Source organism: Amycolatopsis sp. NPDC043889 (assembly GCF_056435645.1).
In genome coordinates, this window is record NZ_JBWKEC010000004.1 from 309,646 (window position 1) to 327,988 (window position 18,343).

At 69.7% G+C, this 18,343-nt stretch carries 20 protein-coding genes; 7 read left to right on the forward strand and 13 right to left on the reverse strand.

Features of this window, described 5'->3' with window-relative positions; genetic code table 11:
* Positions 1–50 precede the first annotated feature (50 nt).
* The 3 genes from sepX to glp form a co-directional block, all read right to left on the reverse strand.
* A complete protein-coding gene (gene sepX / locus AC0685_RS11710) occupies positions 51–860 on the reverse strand; it encodes a divisome protein SepX/GlpR (protein WP_478225472.1) in 810 nt (269 codons plus the stop codon).
* A gap of 161 nt (positions 861–1,021) precedes the next feature.
* The gene (locus AC0685_RS11715) at positions 1,022–1,693 is read right to left on the reverse strand and encodes a GNAT family N-acetyltransferase (RefSeq protein WP_478225473.1); all 672 of its coding nucleotides are present in this window, start codon (positions 1,691–1,693) and stop codon (positions 1,022–1,024) included.
* On the reverse strand, positions 1,693–2,964 hold the full coding sequence (gene glp / locus AC0685_RS11720) for a molybdotransferase-like divisome protein Glp (protein ID WP_478225474.1): 1,272 nt from the start codon (positions 2,962–2,964) through the stop codon (positions 1,693–1,695). The genes AC0685_RS11715 and glp overlap by 1 nt, the downstream gene beginning before the upstream one ends.
* Before the next feature lie 218 nt (positions 2,965–3,182).
* Here glp and AC0685_RS11725 point away from each other — a divergent pair, with 218 nt between their 5' ends.
* Entirely contained in the window at positions 3,183–3,755 is a 573-nt protein-coding gene (locus AC0685_RS11725) for a 5-formyltetrahydrofolate cyclo-ligase (RefSeq protein ID WP_478225549.1), read from the forward strand.
* A 205-nt stretch (positions 3,756–3,960) separates the two neighbouring features.
* A complete protein-coding gene (locus tag AC0685_RS11730) occupies positions 3,961–5,334 on the forward strand; it encodes a UTP--glucose-1-phosphate uridylyltransferase (protein WP_478225475.1) in 1,374 nt (457 codons plus the stop codon).
* Here the strand turns inward: AC0685_RS11730 and AC0685_RS11735 are convergent.
* The 5 genes from AC0685_RS11735 to AC0685_RS11755 all read right to left on the reverse strand — a co-directional run bounded on the left by AC0685_RS11735 (position 5,331) and on the right by AC0685_RS11755 (position 9,729).
* Positions 5,331–6,053 carry a class I SAM-dependent methyltransferase gene (locus tag AC0685_RS11735; RefSeq protein ID WP_478225476.1) on the reverse strand — a complete coding sequence of 241 codons (723 nt, stop codon included), beginning with the start codon at positions 6,051–6,053 and terminating at the stop codon, positions 5,331–5,333. The genes AC0685_RS11730 and AC0685_RS11735 overlap by 4 nt on opposite strands.
* On the reverse strand, positions 6,046–8,226 hold the full coding sequence (locus tag AC0685_RS11740) for an MMPL family transporter (RefSeq protein ID WP_478225477.1): 2,181 nt from the start codon (positions 8,224–8,226) through the stop codon (positions 6,046–6,048). The genes AC0685_RS11735 and AC0685_RS11740 overlap by 8 nt, the downstream gene beginning before the upstream one ends.
* 111 nt (positions 8,227–8,337) lie before the next feature.
* A complete protein-coding gene (locus tag AC0685_RS11745; protein ID WP_478225478.1) occupies positions 8,338–8,607 on the reverse strand; it encodes a hypothetical protein in 270 nt (89 codons plus the stop codon).
* Complete coding sequence (locus AC0685_RS11750; RefSeq protein WP_478225479.1) at positions 8,604–8,945, reverse strand: ArsR/SmtB family transcription factor; 342 nt, start codon at positions 8,943–8,945, stop codon at positions 8,604–8,606. Before AC0685_RS11750 ends, AC0685_RS11745 begins: the two co-directional genes overlap by 4 nt.
* A 28-nt stretch (positions 8,946–8,973) precedes the next feature.
* Positions 8,974–9,729 carry a GNAT family N-acetyltransferase gene (locus tag AC0685_RS11755; protein ID WP_478225480.1) on the reverse strand — a complete coding sequence of 252 codons (756 nt, stop codon included), beginning with the start codon at positions 9,727–9,729 and terminating at the stop codon, positions 8,974–8,976.
* A 50-nt stretch (positions 9,730–9,779) separates the two neighbouring features.
* Here AC0685_RS11755 and AC0685_RS11760 point away from each other — a divergent pair, with 50 nt between their 5' ends.
* On the forward strand, positions 9,780–10,067 hold the full coding sequence (locus tag AC0685_RS11760; RefSeq protein WP_478225481.1) for a CPCC family cysteine-rich protein: 288 nt from the start codon (positions 9,780–9,782) through the stop codon (positions 10,065–10,067).
* On the opposite strand, the gene AC0685_RS11765 is transcribed toward AC0685_RS11760, so the two are convergent.
* Positions 10,064–10,798, reverse strand: coding sequence for a DUF2786 domain-containing protein (locus AC0685_RS11765; protein WP_219148241.1), 735 nt, complete (start codon positions 10,796–10,798; stop codon positions 10,064–10,066). The genes AC0685_RS11760 and AC0685_RS11765 overlap by 4 nt on opposite strands.
* A 95-nt stretch (positions 10,799–10,893) precedes the next feature.
* Here AC0685_RS11765 and AC0685_RS11770 point away from each other — a divergent pair, with 95 nt between their 5' ends.
* A complete protein-coding gene (locus tag AC0685_RS11770) occupies positions 10,894–12,327 on the forward strand; it encodes a phytoene desaturase family protein (RefSeq protein ID WP_478225482.1) in 1,434 nt (477 codons plus the stop codon).
* On the opposite strand, the gene AC0685_RS11775 is transcribed toward AC0685_RS11770, so the two are convergent.
* Positions 12,315–12,872, reverse strand: a complete 558-nt coding sequence (locus AC0685_RS11775; RefSeq protein WP_478225483.1) for a TetR/AcrR family transcriptional regulator — start codon at positions 12,870–12,872, stop codon at positions 12,315–12,317. The genes AC0685_RS11770 and AC0685_RS11775 overlap by 13 nt on opposite strands.
* Positions 12,851–13,651, reverse strand: a complete 801-nt coding sequence (locus AC0685_RS11780; protein WP_478225550.1) for an SGNH/GDSL hydrolase family protein — start codon at positions 13,649–13,651, stop codon at positions 12,851–12,853. The genes AC0685_RS11775 and AC0685_RS11780 overlap by 22 nt, the downstream gene beginning before the upstream one ends.
* Before the next feature lie 95 nt (positions 13,652–13,746).
* On the opposite strand from AC0685_RS11780, the gene AC0685_RS11785 reads away from it, so the two are divergent.
* Positions 13,747–14,334 (forward strand): DinB family protein, encoded by a 588-nt coding sequence (locus AC0685_RS11785; RefSeq protein WP_478225484.1) that lies wholly within the window; start codon positions 13,747–13,749, stop codon positions 14,332–14,334.
* Here the strand turns inward: AC0685_RS11785 and AC0685_RS11790 are convergent.
* Entirely contained in the window at positions 14,297–15,787 is a 1,491-nt protein-coding gene (locus tag AC0685_RS11790; protein ID WP_478225485.1) for a GAF domain-containing protein, read from the reverse strand. The genes AC0685_RS11785 and AC0685_RS11790 overlap by 38 nt on opposite strands.
* A 105-nt stretch (positions 15,788–15,892) precedes the next feature.
* Here AC0685_RS11790 and exaC point away from each other — a divergent pair, with 105 nt between their 5' ends.
* Positions 15,893–17,416: an acetaldehyde dehydrogenase ExaC gene (exaC, locus tag AC0685_RS11795; protein WP_478225486.1), complete on the forward strand. Its 1,524-nt coding sequence runs from the start codon at positions 15,893–15,895 to the stop codon at positions 17,414–17,416.
* A complete protein-coding gene (locus tag AC0685_RS11800) occupies positions 17,416–17,799 on the forward strand; it encodes a DUF779 domain-containing protein (RefSeq protein ID WP_478225487.1) in 384 nt (127 codons plus the stop codon). The genes exaC and AC0685_RS11800 overlap by 1 nt, the downstream gene beginning before the upstream one ends.
* On the opposite strand, the gene AC0685_RS11805 is transcribed toward AC0685_RS11800, so the two are convergent.
* Positions 17,753–18,325, reverse strand: a complete 573-nt coding sequence (locus AC0685_RS11805) for a TIGR03086 family metal-binding protein (RefSeq protein ID WP_478225488.1) — start codon at positions 18,323–18,325, stop codon at positions 17,753–17,755. The genes AC0685_RS11800 and AC0685_RS11805 overlap by 47 nt on opposite strands.
* Positions 18,326–18,343 lie beyond the last annotated feature (18 nt).

Here is an 18,343-nt window from a genome sequence, read left to right on the forward strand (position 1 = left end):
GGGAGCTCCATGAGCCTATCAGTGGCTCATGGAGCCCCGAACAAGGGGGGTCACTCTCCGGAGGCCCGGCGGAAAGGCCTGGTCCCGGGCTCGTCGAGCTCGTGGAAGGCCGGGTCCTCGTCGTCGAGGTCGACGACGACGGCTTGGCGCCGCAGGCGGGACATCGGGGACGGCTTGCGTTCCACGACGGCCGGGCGTTCGGTGGCGACGACCTCGATGTCCTCAGGGGACTCGTGGGTTTCGTCGTCCTCGACCGCCGGGCGGCGCGGGGCGCGGGTGCTGTTGAAGCGGGCGAGGCGGCGCTGCCGGATCTCGTTCTCGATGCGGACCTGGCGGCGCAGGTACACGAGGTAGCCGATGAGGACGGCGTCGACGACACCGTTGGCCCACCAGACCGTCGGGGTCAGGAAGCCGGCGACGGCCGCGGTGGTGACCACCAGCACCAGGAGGGCGATGACGATCCGCTGCCGGAACGCGTACTTGGCGCGCGCGGCGATGTCGGCCGCCTCCGGGTCGAATCCGCCCCGGCCTGGCCGGTAGCCGGTGCTTTGGCGTTCTCTTTCGGGCCGGGCCGTGCGCGAGGGCTGGGGAAGCGGCTCGGCCTCCGGTGCCTCGTCTTCGAGGTCGGCGTCGAGTTCCGCCTCGAGTTCCGCCAGGTCGTCTTCTACCGATGGTTCCGTGTTCTCCGCCATCGCGAACTCCTCCGGTCCCTCGTGGCGTGTGCTCCCGCTCCGCACGACTCGCGCCGCCAAGGCCGAGTCCGTCGTCCGTGCGACCTGCTGGCGCTTGCGGGCGACCATGGGCACGAGAACGACGAGCCATGCCGCTGCGAGCGCGACGATGATCACCGAACTGGGCATCTCCCGTCACCTCCCCCGATCCACTGCTGTAGTCACGCTAGCCACAACAGTCACACACGCCGCGCAGACTCGCCGGTTCCGATCACGGAAAATGCATCACCAAATTAGGTGAATCTCACAGCTTGTGGTAACGCGGTCACCGGAACGACCCGGTAACGGGGTCAAACGCGCTCCGCGAGGCCCTTCGCGACGAGCCGCGAGACCAGTCCGTCACCGGTCTCCTCCTTGGTGACGGCGTAGCAGAAATGGTCCCGCCAGCCGCCCGCGACATCGAGGTAGCGCTCGAAAAGTCCCTCTCGCCGATAGCCCGCTTTGGAGAGAACCCGCAGGCTGGGGGTGTTTTCGGGGCGGACGGTCGCCTCGAGCCGGTGCAGCCCGCCGAAATCGAAGACATGGTCGGTGACGAGGGCGACGGCGCCGGTCGCGACGCCGCCGCGGACGATGTCCGACGACACCCAGTAGCCGATCCAGGCGGATCGGAGCGACGCCCGGATGACGTTACCCACAGTGATCTGTCCGGCGAAGCGTCCATCCACCGTGATGGTGAACGGGAGGCATTGCCCGCGCCGGGCGAGGCCGCGTAATGCCAGCCATTGGGACGGCCATGACCAATACGCGTTGCGCTCCGGCCACGGCCCGACGCCGGTCGGTTCCCACATTTCGAGGTGCTCGCGGTCCCGCAGCCGGACGCGGCTCCAGTCGCCGGCGTCCCGCAGCCGGACCGGCCGGACGGCGAGGATCCCGGCGGGCACCCGGAGCGGGCCCAGCTTCGCGGGCCAGCCCGGATGCCTGCTCTCGATCGGATACGCGACGCCGGAAATCGGTGCGCCCATTACGCCCGCTGGGCCAGGAAGGTCACCTTGACCTGCTCGCCCGCGGCGACCTCGGTGAGGTCTTCGTCGATGTTGATCAGGCAGTTCGCCTCGGCGAGCGACGCGAGCAGATGCGCGCCGGAGGTGCCGAGTGGCTGCACCAGGTACTCGCCGTTGCCCTCGTCGCGCAGCAGCTGGCCGCGCAGGAAACCCTTGCGTCCCTTGGTCGAGGTGATCGGGGAGAGCAGCCGCGCGCCGACGATCCGGCGGTGCGGGTTGCGGGTGCCGCGCGCGGCGCGGATCAGCGGGCGGACCAGGACCTCGAACACGACCAGCGCGCTCATCGGATTGCCGGGGATGAGGAACGTCGGCACCGAATCGGGGCCGAGCCTGCCGAAACCCTGCACGGAACCGGGGTGCATGGCGACGCGGGTCATGTCGATGTGGCCGAGGTCCGACAGCGCCGCGTGCACCTCGTCGCCCGCGCTGCCGCCGGCGCCGCCCGCGACGACCACGATCTCCGACATCAGCAGGCGGCCTTCGACGACCTCCCGCAGGCGTTTCGGGTCGCCGGGGACGATGCCGACGCGGCTCACCTCGGCGCCCGCGTCCCGCGCGGCCGCGGACAGCGCGTAGGAGTTGACGTCGTAGACCTGCCCGACCGACGGGGTGCGGTCGATGTCGACCAGTTCGTCGCCCACGGACACGATCGACACCCGGGGCCGCGGGTAGACCAGGACCTTCGCCCTGCCGACCGCGGCGAGCAGGCCGACCTGGGCCGAGCCGATGGTGTCGCCCTTGCGCACGGCGACGTCGCCGATCTGCACGTCCTCGCCGGTCCGGCGCACGTAGGCCGCCGACGGCACGGATTTGTGCACGGTGACCTTGGCCTGGTGGCCGTCGGTGTAGGCGGTCGGGACGACGGCGTCGGCGAGCGTCGGCAGCGGCGCTCCGGTGTCGACCCGCACGGCCTGGCCGGGCTGCAACCGCCGCGGCTGGCGGGAACCGGCGGCGATCTCGCCGACCACCGGCAGCTGCACCGGCTCCTGGCCCGCGGTGCGGACGTCGACGCTTCGTACCGCGTAGCCGTCGACGGCGGCCTGGTCGAAACCGGGCAGCGCGTGTTCGGCGACGACCTCTTCGGCGCACAGGAGGCCCTGGGCCTCGGAGATGGCGACCCGGACCGGGCGCGGGCGCACCGCGGAGTCCAGGGTCAGCGCGATCTGATCCTCGACGGAACGGAACTGTCCCGCGTCTTCGGTCTCGGCCGCTTCGGCGATGGGCTCCGTCATGACTGGGGGATCTCGATCCGTTCGTTCGACCAGGCACGCGATGTGGGCCCGTCGGTGAACTGAAGTTCACCACCGTTACCAGGAGTGATGCGGTCCGAAGCCGCGGAAATCGCCCGATCGGGCAAGCTCCTCGTGGTCCGTGCCGCCGGGGTGGTCGCTGCGCCTGTCATAGGCGTGAAGCCTAACCTGACCACGTGGGCGAGCCCGGCAATGAACACCTGAGCAAAGCGGAGTGGCGTTCCCGGATAACCGCCGAACGACGTTCGCAGGTGTCGGAAGTGCGGGCGCGGGAGGCGGTGGCGCTCGCCGCCGCGGCCTCCCGGCTGCCGGGCGAGGTCGTGTGCGCCTACGTACCCTTCGGTACCGAACCGGGTTCGACGGCACTGCTTGATCAACTTCTCGACCAAGGGAAACGCGTGCTGCTGCCGATCGTCCCCGACACGCCGGGGCCGCTGGAGTGGGCCGCGTTCGAGGGCCCGTCGAGTCTCGGGACCGGCAGGCTGCGGGGACTGCTCGAACCGACGGGGCGCCGCCTCGGTCCCGACACGCTGGGAACGGCCGATCTGGTGCTGATCCCCGCGCTCGCCGTCGACGACGAAGGGGTCCGGCTCGGCAGGGGCGCCGGGTATTACGACCGGTCGCTCTCCTTCGCCGCGTCGGGTGCCGCGCTGATCGCCGTCGTCCGGGACGCCGAACTCGTGCGTGAATTGCCCGCGGAACCGCATGACGTCCGCATGACCGGGGTACTGACCCCGGAGCACGGCCTGGCGCCGCGACCGGTAATAGACTGACGCCTGTTCGCGGAGCTGAGACGTAGCCGGGAAAATGACCCTGAGCGTGAACCCGCCCCGGCCGCAGGCCCCGCTATCGCGGTGGCAGGGCGCCCTGCTCGTCACCGTGACAGGTATGACGAGGCCGCGTCCTGCCGACGTCGATCGCGGACGCGGGTTCACCAACGGCACTGACGCCCCGACGCAGTGGTTCAGAAAGGGCACAATGAGCTCTGACGCGCACCTGTCCGATCAGTTCGCCGAAACGCTGTCGAAAATGCGTTCCGCGGGGGCCCACGCCATGGAGCTGGCCGCTCTGCGGCGGCGTCTCGAGCAGCTGTCCGAACCCGGCGCCGGTCAATTGCCGGGAAACGAGCTCGAACCGCTCGATGACATCAGCAGGCTCGTCGACCTGCCCGAGCCGGACGCCGAAGAAGCGCGCCGGGTGCTGGACCGCACCGCCGTGCTGAAGCTCAACGGCGGGCTGGGCACGAGCATGGGGCTCACCGGGCCGAAGTCGCTGCTGGAGATCAAGCCGGGCAAGACGTTCCTCGACGTCATCGCCATGCAGGTGCTTTCGACCCGCGAGAAGTACGGCGCGCGGCTCCCGCTGATCCTGATGAATTCGGCGGGCACCCGCGAACCTTCGCTGGAGTTGCTGAAGAAGTATCCCGATCTCGCCGACGACGTCATCCCGGCCGACTTCCTGCAGGGCCGCGAACCGAAGATCACCGCCGACGGGCGGCCCGCCGAATGGCCGTCGAACCCCGAACTCGAATGGTGCCCGCCGGGACACGGCGACATCTACATCGCGCTCGCGGTGAGCGGGATGCTCGAAACGCTGCTGACGGAGGGCATCCGCTGGTGTTTCGTGTCCAACGCCGACAACCTCGGCGCGCTGCCGGACGCGCGGATCGCCGCGTGGCTCGCGACCGAGGACATCCCGTTCGCGATGGAGACCGTGCTCGGCACCGCGGCCGACCGCAAGGGCGGGCACCTCGCGCGGCGCGCGGGCCGGATCGTCCTGCGTGAATCCGCGCAGGTCCCCGACGGCGACGACTCGTTCGGCGATGTCGGCAAATGGCGGTTCTACAACACCAACAACATCTGGATCGACCTCGAACGCCTGAAAGCCCTCCAGGACGCCGACCCGGCCGCGCCGCATCTGCCGCTGATCGTGAACCGGAAGACCGTCGATCCGGCGGACGCGGCCAGCACCCCGGTGATCCAGCTCGAAACGGCGATGGGCGCGGCGATCGGCTCCGTCGAGGGCGCGCGGGCCATCGAAATCCCGCGGACCCGGTTCGCGCCGGTCAAGACCACCGACGACCTGCTCGTCGTCCGGTCCGACGCGTACGTGCTCGACGAGAGCGGGGAGATGATCCCGGAGTTCACCACCACCCCGCCGGTCGTGTCGCTGAGCAAGGAGTTCTACAAGCTCCTGCCGGACTTCGACGCGCGTATCCCTTCCGCGCCTTCGCTCAAGGACTGCACGAGCCTCGCCGTGGACGGCGACGTCACCTTCGGGAAGGGCGTCGTCGTCCGTGGCGACGTGAAGATCACCGGGCCGAAAACCGTTCCGGACGGCGAAATCCTCTAGTCTCGCCGGGCGATGAACACGTACTCGCGTCCTGGGCGATCCGGGGCGTCCCGGACGTCCAGGACGCGAAAACCGTGCTCCGCCAGCAAGGGTTCCAGTTCTTCGCGTTCGCGGAACCACAGCGTCGAGTCCGAGGTGACGACCTCGCCGTCGGAGAACCGGTAGCTGTACCGGAACGACACGAACGGGAGGTTCACCTCGGTGACCTCACGCCATTGCTCGACCTCGCCGACGCCGGGGACGTCGACGACGTCGTGCGCGGTATCGGCGGCCCAGTCCTCCCACACGCGGCGACCGGGGCGCCGGATCTCGAAGACCAGGTGACCGCCGGGCACCAGCGCGGTGCGGATACCTTCGAGCGTCCGGCGCCATTCGCCGTCGGTCAGGAAGACCTGGGCCACGTTCCCGGTCATCACCGCGAGATCGGCGCGGGCGTCACCCACCGCTTTCGCGTCGCCGTGCATCCAGGTGATCTTCCCTTCCGGGTCTTTGGCCTTCGCGACCTCCAGTGACGCCTCCGCGGGATCGACTCCCACGACCTCCATCCCGCGTGCGGCAAGGAGAACGGCCAGGCAGCCGGTGCCGCAGCCGACGTCGAGCACTCTCTTCGCCCCGAGTTCGCCGATGATGCCGAGGTAGTGCTCCAGATCGTCGCGAGCGCCGTCGAAGGCGTCGTAGATCGGTGCGAGCCGGGCGTGGGCGAAGAGCGCGTCAGGCATTCGGCGACGATAGTTCCGGGACGCGTTCGCGGGCCACGGATTTACGGTCACGCCGCCAGGCCCGTTCGCCCAGCACCGCCAGGAAGGCGGGCAGCAGCACGCCGCGGATCAGGGTGGCGTCGATCAGGACGGCGACCGCCATCCCGACGCCCATCATCTTGTACTCGATCGCGCTCAACGTGATGAAGACGCTGAACACGCCGACCATGATCACCGCCGCCCCGCTGACCACCCCCGCGCTCGTGCCGGTGCCGCGGACGATCGCGGTGACGGCGCCTTCGGCCCGCCGTTCGCGGATCCGGCTGAGGATGAAGATGTGGTAGTCCATGCTCAGCCCGAGCAGCAGGACGAACATGAACATCGGCAGCCAGCCCACCACCCCGCCGTACGGGGTGAAGCCCAGCAGGGAAGCGAAATGGCCGTCCTGGAAGATCCAGGTGAGCAGGCCGTAGGCCGCGCCGATCGACAGCAGGTTCAGCACGATCGACACCAGCGCCACCGGCACGGACCGGAAAGCCCGCAGCAGAAACAAGAACGCCGCGAGCAGGACGAACCCGAAGACCAGCGGCATCCGCTCGATCACCCGGTCGGCGAAATCGCGGGCGCTCGCCGTGCGGCCCGACACCGCGAACTCGACACCGTCCACCTTGCCGACCGTCTCCGGGAGTACTTCGGTGCGCAGTTTCGCGAGCGCGGCGTCGGCTTCCGCGTCGCGGCCCGCGCCGGACAGCGGGACACGGACGACCACGGCCTGGTCGACGCCTCCGACGGCGATCGGCTTGTTCAGCACACCGGAGGATTCGCCGATCCGCCGTTCGAGATCCGTGATCGCCGCTCGTAGCGCCGGGCTGTCGACCGGGCCGCCGCGCTCGGCCGTCAGTACCACCGTGGCGGGGTAAACGACTCCCGGAAAGGCTTCCTGGGTGCGGACAGCGGCGTCGATCGTCGCCATCGAGCGCGGCAGGCTCTCCGCCGGCGTCGGATCCTGCAGGCGCATGCCGAGCGCGGGCAGCGTGAGCAGGAGGAGCAGCGCGGACGCGAGCCCGCCCCACAACGCCGGCCGCCGGGTGACCACGCGAGCCGTCGCGGACCAGAACCGCGAGTTCTCCGCGGCGGTGCGCCGCTCGCCCAGCCAGGGAATCCGCCCGCGATCGACCTTGTCGCCCAGCAGGGAGAGCAGCGCCGGCAGCACGGTGACCGCGCCGAGCACGGCCAGCCCGACCACGAACGCCGTGCTGATCGCGAGCCCGGTGAAGTTGTCGAGACCGGTGAACACCAGCCCGCCCACGCACAGGACGACCGTGACGCCGGAGACGACCACGACATGCCCGGAGGTCCGCGCCGCGATGAGGATCGCGCCGTCGACGGAGTGGCCCCGCGCGCGTTCTTCCCGTTGCCGCCTGAGGAAGAACAGCGAATAGTCGACGCCCACCGCCATTCCGATGAGCAGGGTGATCACCGTCGTCGCGCCGTTGATCGGGGTGAAGTCGTCGACGACGGAGAGGAAGCCGAACGTCGCCGCGACACTCGTGCCCGCCAGCAGCAGCGGGACCGACGCGGCGACCAGCGCTCCGAAGACGATCAGCAGGATCACCAGGGTCAGCGGCAGGGAAAGCAGTTCCGAACGTTTGACGTCCTCCCGGATGCCCTTGTCGACCACGGACGACAGGCTGAGATCCCCGGACAGGCCCAGCCGGACCGAGGGATGCCGGGCGGCGACCGCGTCCACCATCGCGGTCGCGGTCTCGAAGTTCGGGCGGATGTCCTTCGCTCCGCCCGCGATCGCGAAGCCGACGAGCCCGGACGCGCCGTCGGCCGAGATCCGCTCGGCGCCGTCGGCGTCCAGCGGCGAGCGGAGGTCGGTGACGGCGCCGGACCCGGTGAGCGTGGTGATCAGGTCTTCGGTCGCCCGCCGGAGTTCTTCGTTCGCGGCGAACGGCGGTGAGCCGGGCTCCTTCGCCGCGACGAGGACGTTCTCGCGTAAGGGATCGAAGGTGCTTTGCGCGTTCATCGCGGTCTGCGCGCGGCCGGACTCGCCGGGATCGGTGCTGCGGCGGCTTTCGCCGTCGAGCAGCATTCCCGACAGCAGGGCGACGACCACGAGGGCGACCCAGCCGGCGAGGGTGAACGCGCGATGCCGCAGGGACCACGCGGCGATCTTTTCGGGCAGCATGAACTACAGTCCTTTACGTGAAGGAGTGAGATGCCTCGGGCGAGGTTTTTGCTTCTTCTTTCCTGGGCCGCCGAGTTGCCGCTCGGCGGCCCAGGGTCTTTCACCGGCCGGTCAGTCGACCTCCTTGAGAATCCGCTCGACCGTGCCCACGCTCTTCCGCAGATCCGCGAGGCGTCCGTCGAGTTCGGTGAGTTTGCGTTCGGTCTCTTCCTGCGCCTGGACGGCCTTCTCGGCGAGCCTGCGGTATTCCTGTTCGCGCGCGAGCGCGCCCTTGGCCCGGATGGTCGCGCCGAACTGCCACACGACCACCGTGATCACCACGGTGAGGAACACGAAGATGCCGATCAGCCCGGCGACCTCCTGCCATTGATGCCAGTTCACGCTCGTTCCCCCTCGTCACCCGGTGCCGGTGTGCTGAGCGTCGGCGCCGCGGCGGCGATGGTGTCCGGGCTCAGCTCGACCAGGAACGGTTTCACCTCGTAGAACTTCATCGCCTTCCCGTCCTCCGACAGCTCCAATGTGGCCGAAACGAGCCCGGCCGCCTCCAGTTTGCGCAGGTGGAGCTGCAACAGTGCCCGGCTGATGCCGAGCTCTCGCGCCAGCTGGCTGACATACGCGCGTTCCGCGCGCAGCGCCGCGACGATCCGCAGCCGGTGCGGATTCGCCAGCGCCCCCAGCAGCCGCAGCAGCTCGTCGCCGGACGGTCCGGTGGCGGTCATGCCGAGCTCCTGTACATGCCAAAGAAATCTAGCAGGTGCTCGCTTCGTCTACCAGGTGCTCGAGCCAGACGTTCGGTTCGACGTAGACGCCGACGTCCAGCGCCGAGGAGGCGAGCACCGGCGCGATCCCGCCCGGCACGGTCGTGAGGCCGTCCCGGAGGTCGGCGCCGGTCCACGCCTTCCACTGGGCGAAGGTGCCAGTGACCGTCATAGCGAACGGCGCCACTTTCACGAACCGCGCGCCGAGCCGTTCATGCGTGCGCAGCCACGGATCCTCCGGCAGCCCGTCCGCGCGACGGCGGACGATGTAGTCCTCAAAGGACAGTCCTGGTTCGTTCTCCTTCCCGGCCGGGCGGACCGGTACGACGAGGTTGCGCATTCCTGTTTCCGAGGCGCGCTTTTTCAGTGCCTGCAACGCTTTCGCGGCCAGGCCGCCGCCACGGCGGCCTGGCGCGACCAGCACTTCGAGTGCGACCAGCGTCTTCGTCTCACGGGTGCTCATCAGATCTTCCGCGGCCCAGATCAGGGCGGCGTCCCAGCCGTGGTCCGGCAGTTCCGGGCGTTCGGCCGTGGGGAAACCGACCGGGACGGCGGCGGTTCTCGCCACCGGTACGCCGTCTTCCAGCAGCACGAGGAAGTATTCCGGCCAGCGGGCGGCCAGGTGGGACGACTTCGCCAGCAGGCCTGCCAGGCCGTGCCGGAGGAATTCGCCGCCGACACCGCCGAGGGCGAGCGCGGGCTCGCGCAAATCGGGCCGGGTGGCCAGGTCTTCGATCACGATCATGTCCTCAGTAGACCCGAGGACACGCGATTCTCACGAGGTGGATTTTCGCCATGCGAGCGGAGCGCGGGGCGGGCGACAGGGCGCATGCCTGTCCTTGCTGTGGCTGTCTCACGGTGGGCGAGCGCGGCGCGTACGAAATCTGCCCTGTCTGCTTCTGGAAGGACGACGGGCAGGATGATCACGACGCGGACGTCGTCCGAGGCGGCCCCAACGGGCGCCTGTCGCTCACGGTGGCTCGGTTGAACTTCGATCTTCACGGTGCCTGCGAAGAGGCGCATATTCACCATGTCCGGCCGCCGGAACCGGACGAGATCCCTCCCGGCGGGAGCGCTGACTAGCGCACGGGCAGCGCGCGGCGCCGTCCGGTGATACCGGTGGTGTTGAGGTTGGCGCGCTCGCCGGCGGAGTGCCCGTCGAGGTAGCCGCTGCCGGACAAGCGCCTCGGCGGCGCCGAGCGCAGGTCTCCGTACTGCTCGTCGTACGCCTGCTTGACCATCGCCGTCCGGTCCTGGATCACGAGTTCGGCCGAACGGTGGCCGGCCGCGGCCGGATGGGTCCGTGCGGCGGTGTCCTCGCTGTTGCGGAGCCGTTCGTAGACCGCGCCGGAGAACCCGTGCAGCCAGGTTCGCCGGTACGCCGCCAGCGATTCGCCCGCGAACACCCGGTTCTCCGGACGTACTCGGGTCAGCTGGGTGGTCGCCTGCAGCAGCAGGCTCGTGTACAGCAGTTCCGTGCGTTCCAGATCGGAGCGGAAACCGAACACCGTCACCGCGGTGACCGACTGGCCGAGCCGGTGCAGCAGGGCCCGGCAGCGCAGCGGATGCGCGATGTTCGTGAGCAGTCCCGCCTTGTCCCGGCTGTACGGGTTGTCGAGCGGGATCATGATCTGGGTGATCTCGTCCGCGGTCGCCCCGGAGGCGGCCAGGAGTGCCTGATCGATGCCGTACCGGGCGATCAGTTCGGCGGCCTTGGTGTTGTACGACTCGGCTTCGGCCTCGGTGACCGCCGGGTCCTCCGCCTTCGCGAGGAGTTTCCGGACGCGCGCGAGCAGCGTGTCATGGTCGGGCATGGCCCTCCTTCCTGATTGGGTTGGAGCGGATCAATCTAGGAGAGAGGTCCGACAATATTCGGGTGAGCTGTCGCCGATCCCGGCAAGGGGGCACTATGGCGGTCGACGTGTCGGTGGTCGGTTCCGGCCCGAACGGGCTCGCGGCCGCGGTCCTGCTGGTCAGAGCGGGGCTGACGGTCGAAGTACACGAGGCGGCGGAGGAGATCGGCGGCGGGACGCGCACGGCTTCGCTGTTCGAAGACGAAGTCCGGCACGATATCTGCGCCACCGGGCATCCGCTGGCCGCGGCGTCCCCGTTCTTCCGCTGGTTCGATCTCGCCGCGCACGGCGTCGATCTCCTGCGGCCGGAGATCGCGTACGCGCATCCTCTGGACGGTGGCCGGGCCGGGCTCGCTTACGAAGATCTCGACCGGACCTGTGACGCACTCGGCGCGGACGGCCCCCGGTGGCGCCGCCTGCTGGGGCCGCTGGCCGAACACAGCCGCGAGCTGGCCGAAATCCTGCTCGGGGACCTTCGCCGTCCTCCCCGCGATCCTCGGATCGCCGCCCTTCTCCCGGCCAGGATCGCGATGCTCGCCGCCGGTCTGGAACGCCGCCTGTTCACCGGCCCGGAAGCGCCCGCCCTCCTCGCCGGAGTCTCCGCGCACGTGATGGGCCGTCAACCTTCGCTCGCGGCGGCAGGCGCGACTCTCCTGCTCGGCCACTTGGCGCACTCGACCGGCTGGCCGATCGCCCGCGGCGGCAGCCAGGCCATCACCGAGGCGCTCGCCGCCGATATCCGCGCGCGGGGCGGGCGGATCCACACCGGCAGCCGGATCACCGATCTGCGGCAACTCGCGACGTCGCGCACGGTGATCCTCGACGTCGCCCCGCGCGGTTTCCTGGAAATCGCGCGCGATCTGCTGCCGCCGAGATACCGGAAGGCGCTGGAGTCCTACCGCTACGGACCAGGCGTGGCGAAGGTGGATTTCCTGGTTTCCGAACCGGTTCCGTGGGCGGTGCCGGAGGTCGGCAAGGCGGGCACCGTCCATCTCGGAGGCACGCGGGACGAGGTGTACGCCGCCGAAAACGCCGTCGCGCGCGGGGAAGATCCGGACGACCGGTTCGTGCTCGTGTCGGATCCGATGGCGCTCGACCCGTCCCGCGGGCTGCCGGGCAAGCGGCCGGTGTGGGCGTATTGCCATGTGCCGCAAGGGGATCCGCGAGACGCCACGGAGCTGGTCCGGCGGCGGATCGAACGGTTCGCGCCCGGATTCTCCGACACGGTCCTGGCGAGCCGCTGTCTCACCGCGCCGGAACTCGAGGCGTACAACGCGAACTATCCCGGCGGCGATGTCGCCGCCGGCGCGGTGGATCTGCGGCAGGTGCTCGGACGCCCGGTCGCCCGGTGGAATCCGCATCGGACCCCGCTCGGCGGTGTCTTCCTGTGTTCGGCGGCGACGGCGCCGGGGCCCGGTGTGCATGGGATGGGCGGCTGGCATGCCGCGAAATCCCTACTGGGCAAGGACTTCCCGGTTCAGCCCAGATAGGCGTCGAGGGTGACGGCCAGCGCCCTTTCCGGTGAGGGCGCGAAGCTCGCGCCCGCCAGCCCGCCCCAGAGCCACAGCTGGGCGAGGCCGTGCAGCGACGCCCACAGCGAGGACGCGAGCAGCCGCGGATCGGTCGCGGGATGCCAGCCGCCTTCCTGCAGTTCGGCGACCATCGCGGCGAAGAAGTCGAACACCGCGCTGCTGACCCGCGTGAGTTCGGGATCGTCCGCGTCGATGAGGTCGCGGCGGAACATCAGCTCGAACATCGCCGGGTTGGCCAGCGCGAAATCGAGGTAGCCGTGGCAGGCCGCGATGAGCCGTTCGCGCGGTGTCCCGTCCGGCAGGCCGGTGCCGCGATCGAGCAGATCGGTGTAGCCGCGAGTGGCGACCGCCGAGAGCAGTGCCGCGCGGCCGGGGAAATGCCGCAGCGGCGCACCATGCGATACGCCGGCGGCCTTGGCGATCCCGCGCAGCGTCACGGCGCCGACACCTTCTTCGGCCAGCAGGTTCGCCGCGGTGTCGATCAGGCGGGTTCGGGCGCCCACGACCGGGTCTCCTCGTGGACGGGCAGGAGCTCGGGGCGCTTCGGCAGGAAACCGTCGCCCGGCTGACGGCCGATGAGCCGGTTGCGGAACCGGCTGACCGCCGCCGGGAGGACCTCTCGCGTCAGCCACCGCAGATCCGCGCGCAGCCCGGGGCGTCCCGCCGATCCGGGCAGCGGGGCGAGCCAGGCCGGGTCGTGGGAGACGCCGAGCCTGCCGAGGACGTGCCCGGCCAGGCGTCGATGGCCTTGCTCGGACAGGTGCAGCCGATCCGGGCCGAAGTAGCGGGAATCGTGCGCGGCGTCGTCCGGCCAGAGGTCGACGAGGGTCGCGCCGTAGCTGACGGACGCCTCGCGGACGGCGTCGTTCAGCGCGGTGAGGCGGGGGCGCATGCGGTGGCCCATCGGCATGCGATGGGAGATGTCGCTGAGGGTGAAGGTGACGACCACCGGCGCGATCTCGGTGCAGGCACGGATGGCCGTGTCGACCCGGCGGGCGACCGAGCGCGCGTCCCAGCCTCGGCTCATCACGTCGTTGCCGCCGCCGAACAAGGCGATCAGATCCGGCTGGAGCCTGCTCGCCGCCGGGGTCTGTTCGGCGTAGATCTGGTCGAGCCTGCGGCCGCGGACCGCGAGATTGGCGTAGCGGAAACCGGGCTCTTCGTCGGCGAGGCGTGCCGCGACGAAGTCGGCCCAGCCGCGGTAGAAGCCGCCCGACGGATGGGGATCGGCCAGCCCTTCGGCGCAGCTGTCGCCGAGCGCGACGAAACGTTGGTAGCCCATCCAGATCTCCGTAACCACGAGTTCACCTTGTGGACACTGTCTATCAAACTGATGTAGACGCTGTCTACTCCGCCCTGGCCTGGCAGGCTCGGGTCATGATCGACGACGTCGCGAAAGAGTGCTTGCACAGCGAACTGCGAGAGGTCCGCCAGGTGTTGCTCCGGAAGCTCGACGGGCTGGGCGAGTACGAGATCCGCCGTCCCCTGACCCGGACCGGAACCAACCTCCTCGGCTTGGTGAAGCACCTGGCGCTCTGGGAGTCCCGGTACTTCGGCGAGGTCTTCGACCGGCCGTGCCCCGAGCCCCTGTCCCGCTGGGACGACCTCGGGCAACGCGGCACCGACCTGTGGGCCACCGAGCACGAGACCCGTGAGGAGATCGCCGACCGCTACCGGCGTGCCTGGGCGCACTCCGACGCGACTATCGCGGCTCTGGCCCTTGACGCGCCCGGTCACGTGCCCTGGTGGCCGCGACCAAGGGTGACGCTGTTCGCCGTCCTGGTCCACATGCTCACCGAGACCAGCCGTCACGCCGGGCACGCCGACATCCTGCGCGAACAACTGGACGGCTCGACCGAGGCGGCCACCGGGCAGCGCGACGAGGCCTTCTGGGAAGCCCGGCGCGACCGGATCGAGCAAGCAGCCGTCAAGTACGCCCGGACAGAACGCGGGCTCGATGGGTGAAGGCGACAGCGCGCCGGGGATCGCCGTCCGGGAGGACCCGGCAGAGCGCGTCGACGATCTCCAGGTCGTCGGCTCCGCTGAGGGTCTCCCAGTACGACCACAGCGCCGCCGCGTCCCCGCTGCCGAGCACGACCCGGCGGACCGACGCGGTGACCGACTCGCGCTCTTCGCGCACGGCCGGCGACTCCGATTCGGGCAGTAGCGGACCGCGGAACGCGTTCGCGGCCCCGGCGACGTCGCCCCGTTTGAGCGCCGCGCGGACACGCAGGAAGTCGGCGTCGACCTCGGCGGAAAGCCGGTACGGCCGCGTCTGCACGATGTCGGACCCGAGTTGCGTCCGCAGCCGGTGGATCTCCGCGCGAACGGTCACCGGATTGCCGCTCTCGCCGTAGAGCAGCAGGGCCAGCCGCTCCGCCGAAAGGCCGCCGGGGTACAGGGCGAGCAGCGTGAGGATCTCCGCGTGCCGCAGCGTGAACGGCACCTCGCGACCGTCCACTGTGGTCGATGGCGGCCCGTCGGTGAGGAACTCCAGCGCGAGCCGCGGACGCCTCGACGGTCCCCGGTTCCGCAAGCGCAGCAGGTAACCCTCGCTCAACGGCTCCACCGTGCCGAGCCGTCCGTCGGGCAGGGTGACCGCGCCGCCGCCGGGCCGGATGTCCACAGTGGAGGGAAGATCGCCGCAGGCTTCGGCCGCCAGCACGCGTCCCTTCGCCGAAAGCAGGGCACCTGGCGCGCCGCGCAACGCCTCCAGATGGGTCATGTTCGCGGCGCGCAACCGCTCATCGCGCATCGCGAGCCGGGCCCGCAACTGGCCCTCGGCGAGCTGCGCGGCCGCCGTGACCAGCGCGAGCATCGCGGGGTGGACCGTCCGCAGCGGGCCGCTGACGTCGATCGACCCGAGCAGCGCGCCGGTCTCCGGATCGCGCACGGGCGCGGCCGCGCAGGTCCAGCCGTGATAGGTGCGCACCAGGTGCTCGGCCGAGTAGATCTGCACCGGTTCCCCGGTGGCGAGCGTGGTGCCCATCGCGTTCGTCCCGATGACGTCTTCACTCCATCGGGTGCCCTCGGCGAGCATCACACCGTCCGCGCGCCGCAGCACGTCCGCTGCCCCCTCGCGCCACAGGATGTGCCCGGCCGCGTCGGTCACGATCATCATGTGCTCGGCGTCGTCGGCGATGCTCACCAGCGTCTGCCGCAGGATCGGCAGCACCGGCGCCAGCGGATGCTCGTCCCGCAGGCCGCTCACCTCACCGGAATCGTAGACCAGCGGCGCGACGCCCTTGTCCGGGTCGACGCGCGCGGCGAGCGAGCGATTCCACGAAGCCGACACGATCGACCTGGGGGAACGCGGCGCGGGAACACCGGAGAGGACGGCGTCGTGGACGTCCTTCAGCAGCCGCGCGTACGCCTGAGGGTCACGCGGCGACGCTTCACCTCCGGGCAGCTCCGCCACGTTTCCGAGAGTAGGTGACCGCGCTCACTTCGTTGCAACGTGCGTGCAACCTCACCCGCCCTAGCTTCGCCGTCATCCGTCACCCCTAGCGATGAGGCAGGAAAGATGGCCAAGTACGCGGCACCGAACACCGAAGGCAGCGTCGTCAGCTACGAGTCGCGCTACGACCACTACATCGGAGGCGAGTACGTACCGCCCGCGAGCGGTCAGTACTTCGAGAACCCCACCCCGGTGACCGGACAGGTGTTCACCGAGGTCGCCCGCGGCACCGCCGCCGACGTCGACCGCGCGCTCGACGCGGCCGAAGGCGCGGCCGCGGCCTGGGGCCGGACGTCGGTGGACGAGCGGTCGAACGTGCTGCTCCGGATCGCCGACCGGATGGAACAGAACCTCGAGGCGATCGCCGTCGCCGAATCGTGGGAGAACGGCAAACCGGTCCGCGAGACCCTCGCCGCCGACATCCCCCTCGCGATCGACCACTTCCGCTACTTCGCCGGCGCACTGCGCGCCCAGGAGGGCGGCATCTCCCAGCTCGACGACAACACCGTCGCCTACCACTTCCACGAGCCGCTCGGCGTCGTCGGCCAGATCATCCCGTGGAACTTCCCGCTGCTGATGGCGGTCTGGAAGCTCGCGCCCGCGCTCGCCGCGGGCAACGCGATCGTGCTCAAACCCGCCGAGCAGACCCCGGCGTCGATCCACCTGCTGATGTCGCTCATCGGCGATCTGATCCCGCCGGGCGTGCTGAACATCGTCAACGGCTTCGGCGTCGAGGCGGGCAAGCCGCTCGCGTCGAGCAACCGCGTACGGAAGGTCGCCTTCACCGGCGAGACCACCACCGGACGGCTGATCCTGCAGTACGCCAGCGAGAACATCATCCCGGTCACCGTCGAACTCGGCGGCAAGAGCCCGAACATCTTCTTCGACGACGTCGCCGCGGCCAACGACGCGTTCTACGACAAGGCGCAGGAAGGGTTCGCGCTCTTCGCGCTGAACCAGGGCGAGGTCTGCACCTGCCCGTCGCGGGCACTGATCCAGTCCGGTATCTACGACCGGTTCCTCGGCGACGCCGTCGAGCGGGTCAAGAAGATCAAACAGGGTCACCCGCTCGACACCGAGACGCAGATCGGCGCGCAGGCCTCCAATGACCAGCTGGAGAAGATCCTTTCCTACATCGACATCGGGCAGAAGGAAGGCGCGAAGATCCTCACCGGTGGCGAGCGCAGCGACCTCGGCGGCGAACTGTCCGGCGGCTACTACGTGCAGCCGACGGTCTTCGAGGGCGACAACAAGATGCGGATCTTCCAGGAGGAGATCTTCGGCCCGGTCGTCTCGGTGGCGAAGTTCGACGATTACGCCGACGCGTTGAAGATCGCCAACGACACGCTGTACGGCCTCGGCGCCGGTGTCTGGTCGCGCGACGGCAACACCGCCTACCGCGCCGGCCGCGACATCCAGGCGGGCCGGGTGTGGGTCAACAACTACCACGCGTACCCGGCGCACGCGGCCTTCGGCGGCTACAAGGCGTCCGGGATCGGGCGCGAGAACCACAAGATGATGCTCGACCACTACCAGCAGACCAAGAACATGCTGGTGTCCTATTCGGACAGTGCGCTCGGGTTCTTCTGATGGTCGAGCGGGTCGGCTTGACACCGGCCGCCGCGGATCTGCTGCGGCGGCTGGTGTCTCACCACGGGCCGGTGATGTTCCACCAGTCCGGCGGATGCTGCGACGGGAGCGCCCCGATGTGCTACCCGGCGGGCGAATTCCGCACCGGGGCGTCCGACGTCCACCTTGGCGACCTGAGCGTCGAGGGCGTCGACGACGTTCCGGTGTGGATGTCGGGCCCTCAGTTCGAGTACTGGAAGCACACGCATCTGACCATCGACGTAGTTCCGGGCCGGGGGAGCGGCTTCTCCTTGGAGGCGCCCGAAGGGGTCCGTTTCCTGGTCCGGTCCCGCTTGTTCAGCGACGAGGAGTCGGCTGGGCTGAACGGCCCAGCAACGCGATGAGCCGTGCGCCCGGTCCGGCGTCCGGCGGTGCCTCGACAGCGTGGTCGAAGGCGCCGCCGGGCCCGCGTACCGGCATCACGTCGGGGTAGCGGCTCGCCACCTTCAACGCGGCCGTCGCGAGTTCGTCGTCCCAGTGGTGTTCACGGCCCAGGGCGGTATTGAGGTCCCAGTCGTGGGTGAGGGTGTCGACGAACAGCACGGCCAAGACGTTCTTTCCCAGGAGCGGGCCGAAGTTCCCGAAGTCGAAGGTCTTCTCCAGCGCTTGGGAATCGAAGGCCGCGAGGAACTCGGCGGAACTCTCTTCGTAGGACCTGGCGAGGTCGTCGTCGGCCGACGGCCGGGTCTTCATCGGGTGGCCGGTCGCCTGCGCGGTGCGGGAATCGTGCCCCTCGATCAGGTGTTTCACGATGTCGCGGACGGTCCACTCGGCGCAGGGGGTCGAGCGGTCCCAGTCGTCCGCGCCGATTCCGGCGATCGTGGTCCCGGCGGCGCGATGCGCCCTTGTCGTGAGCGTGATGGGATCCATGGCCGCAATGTATACGAA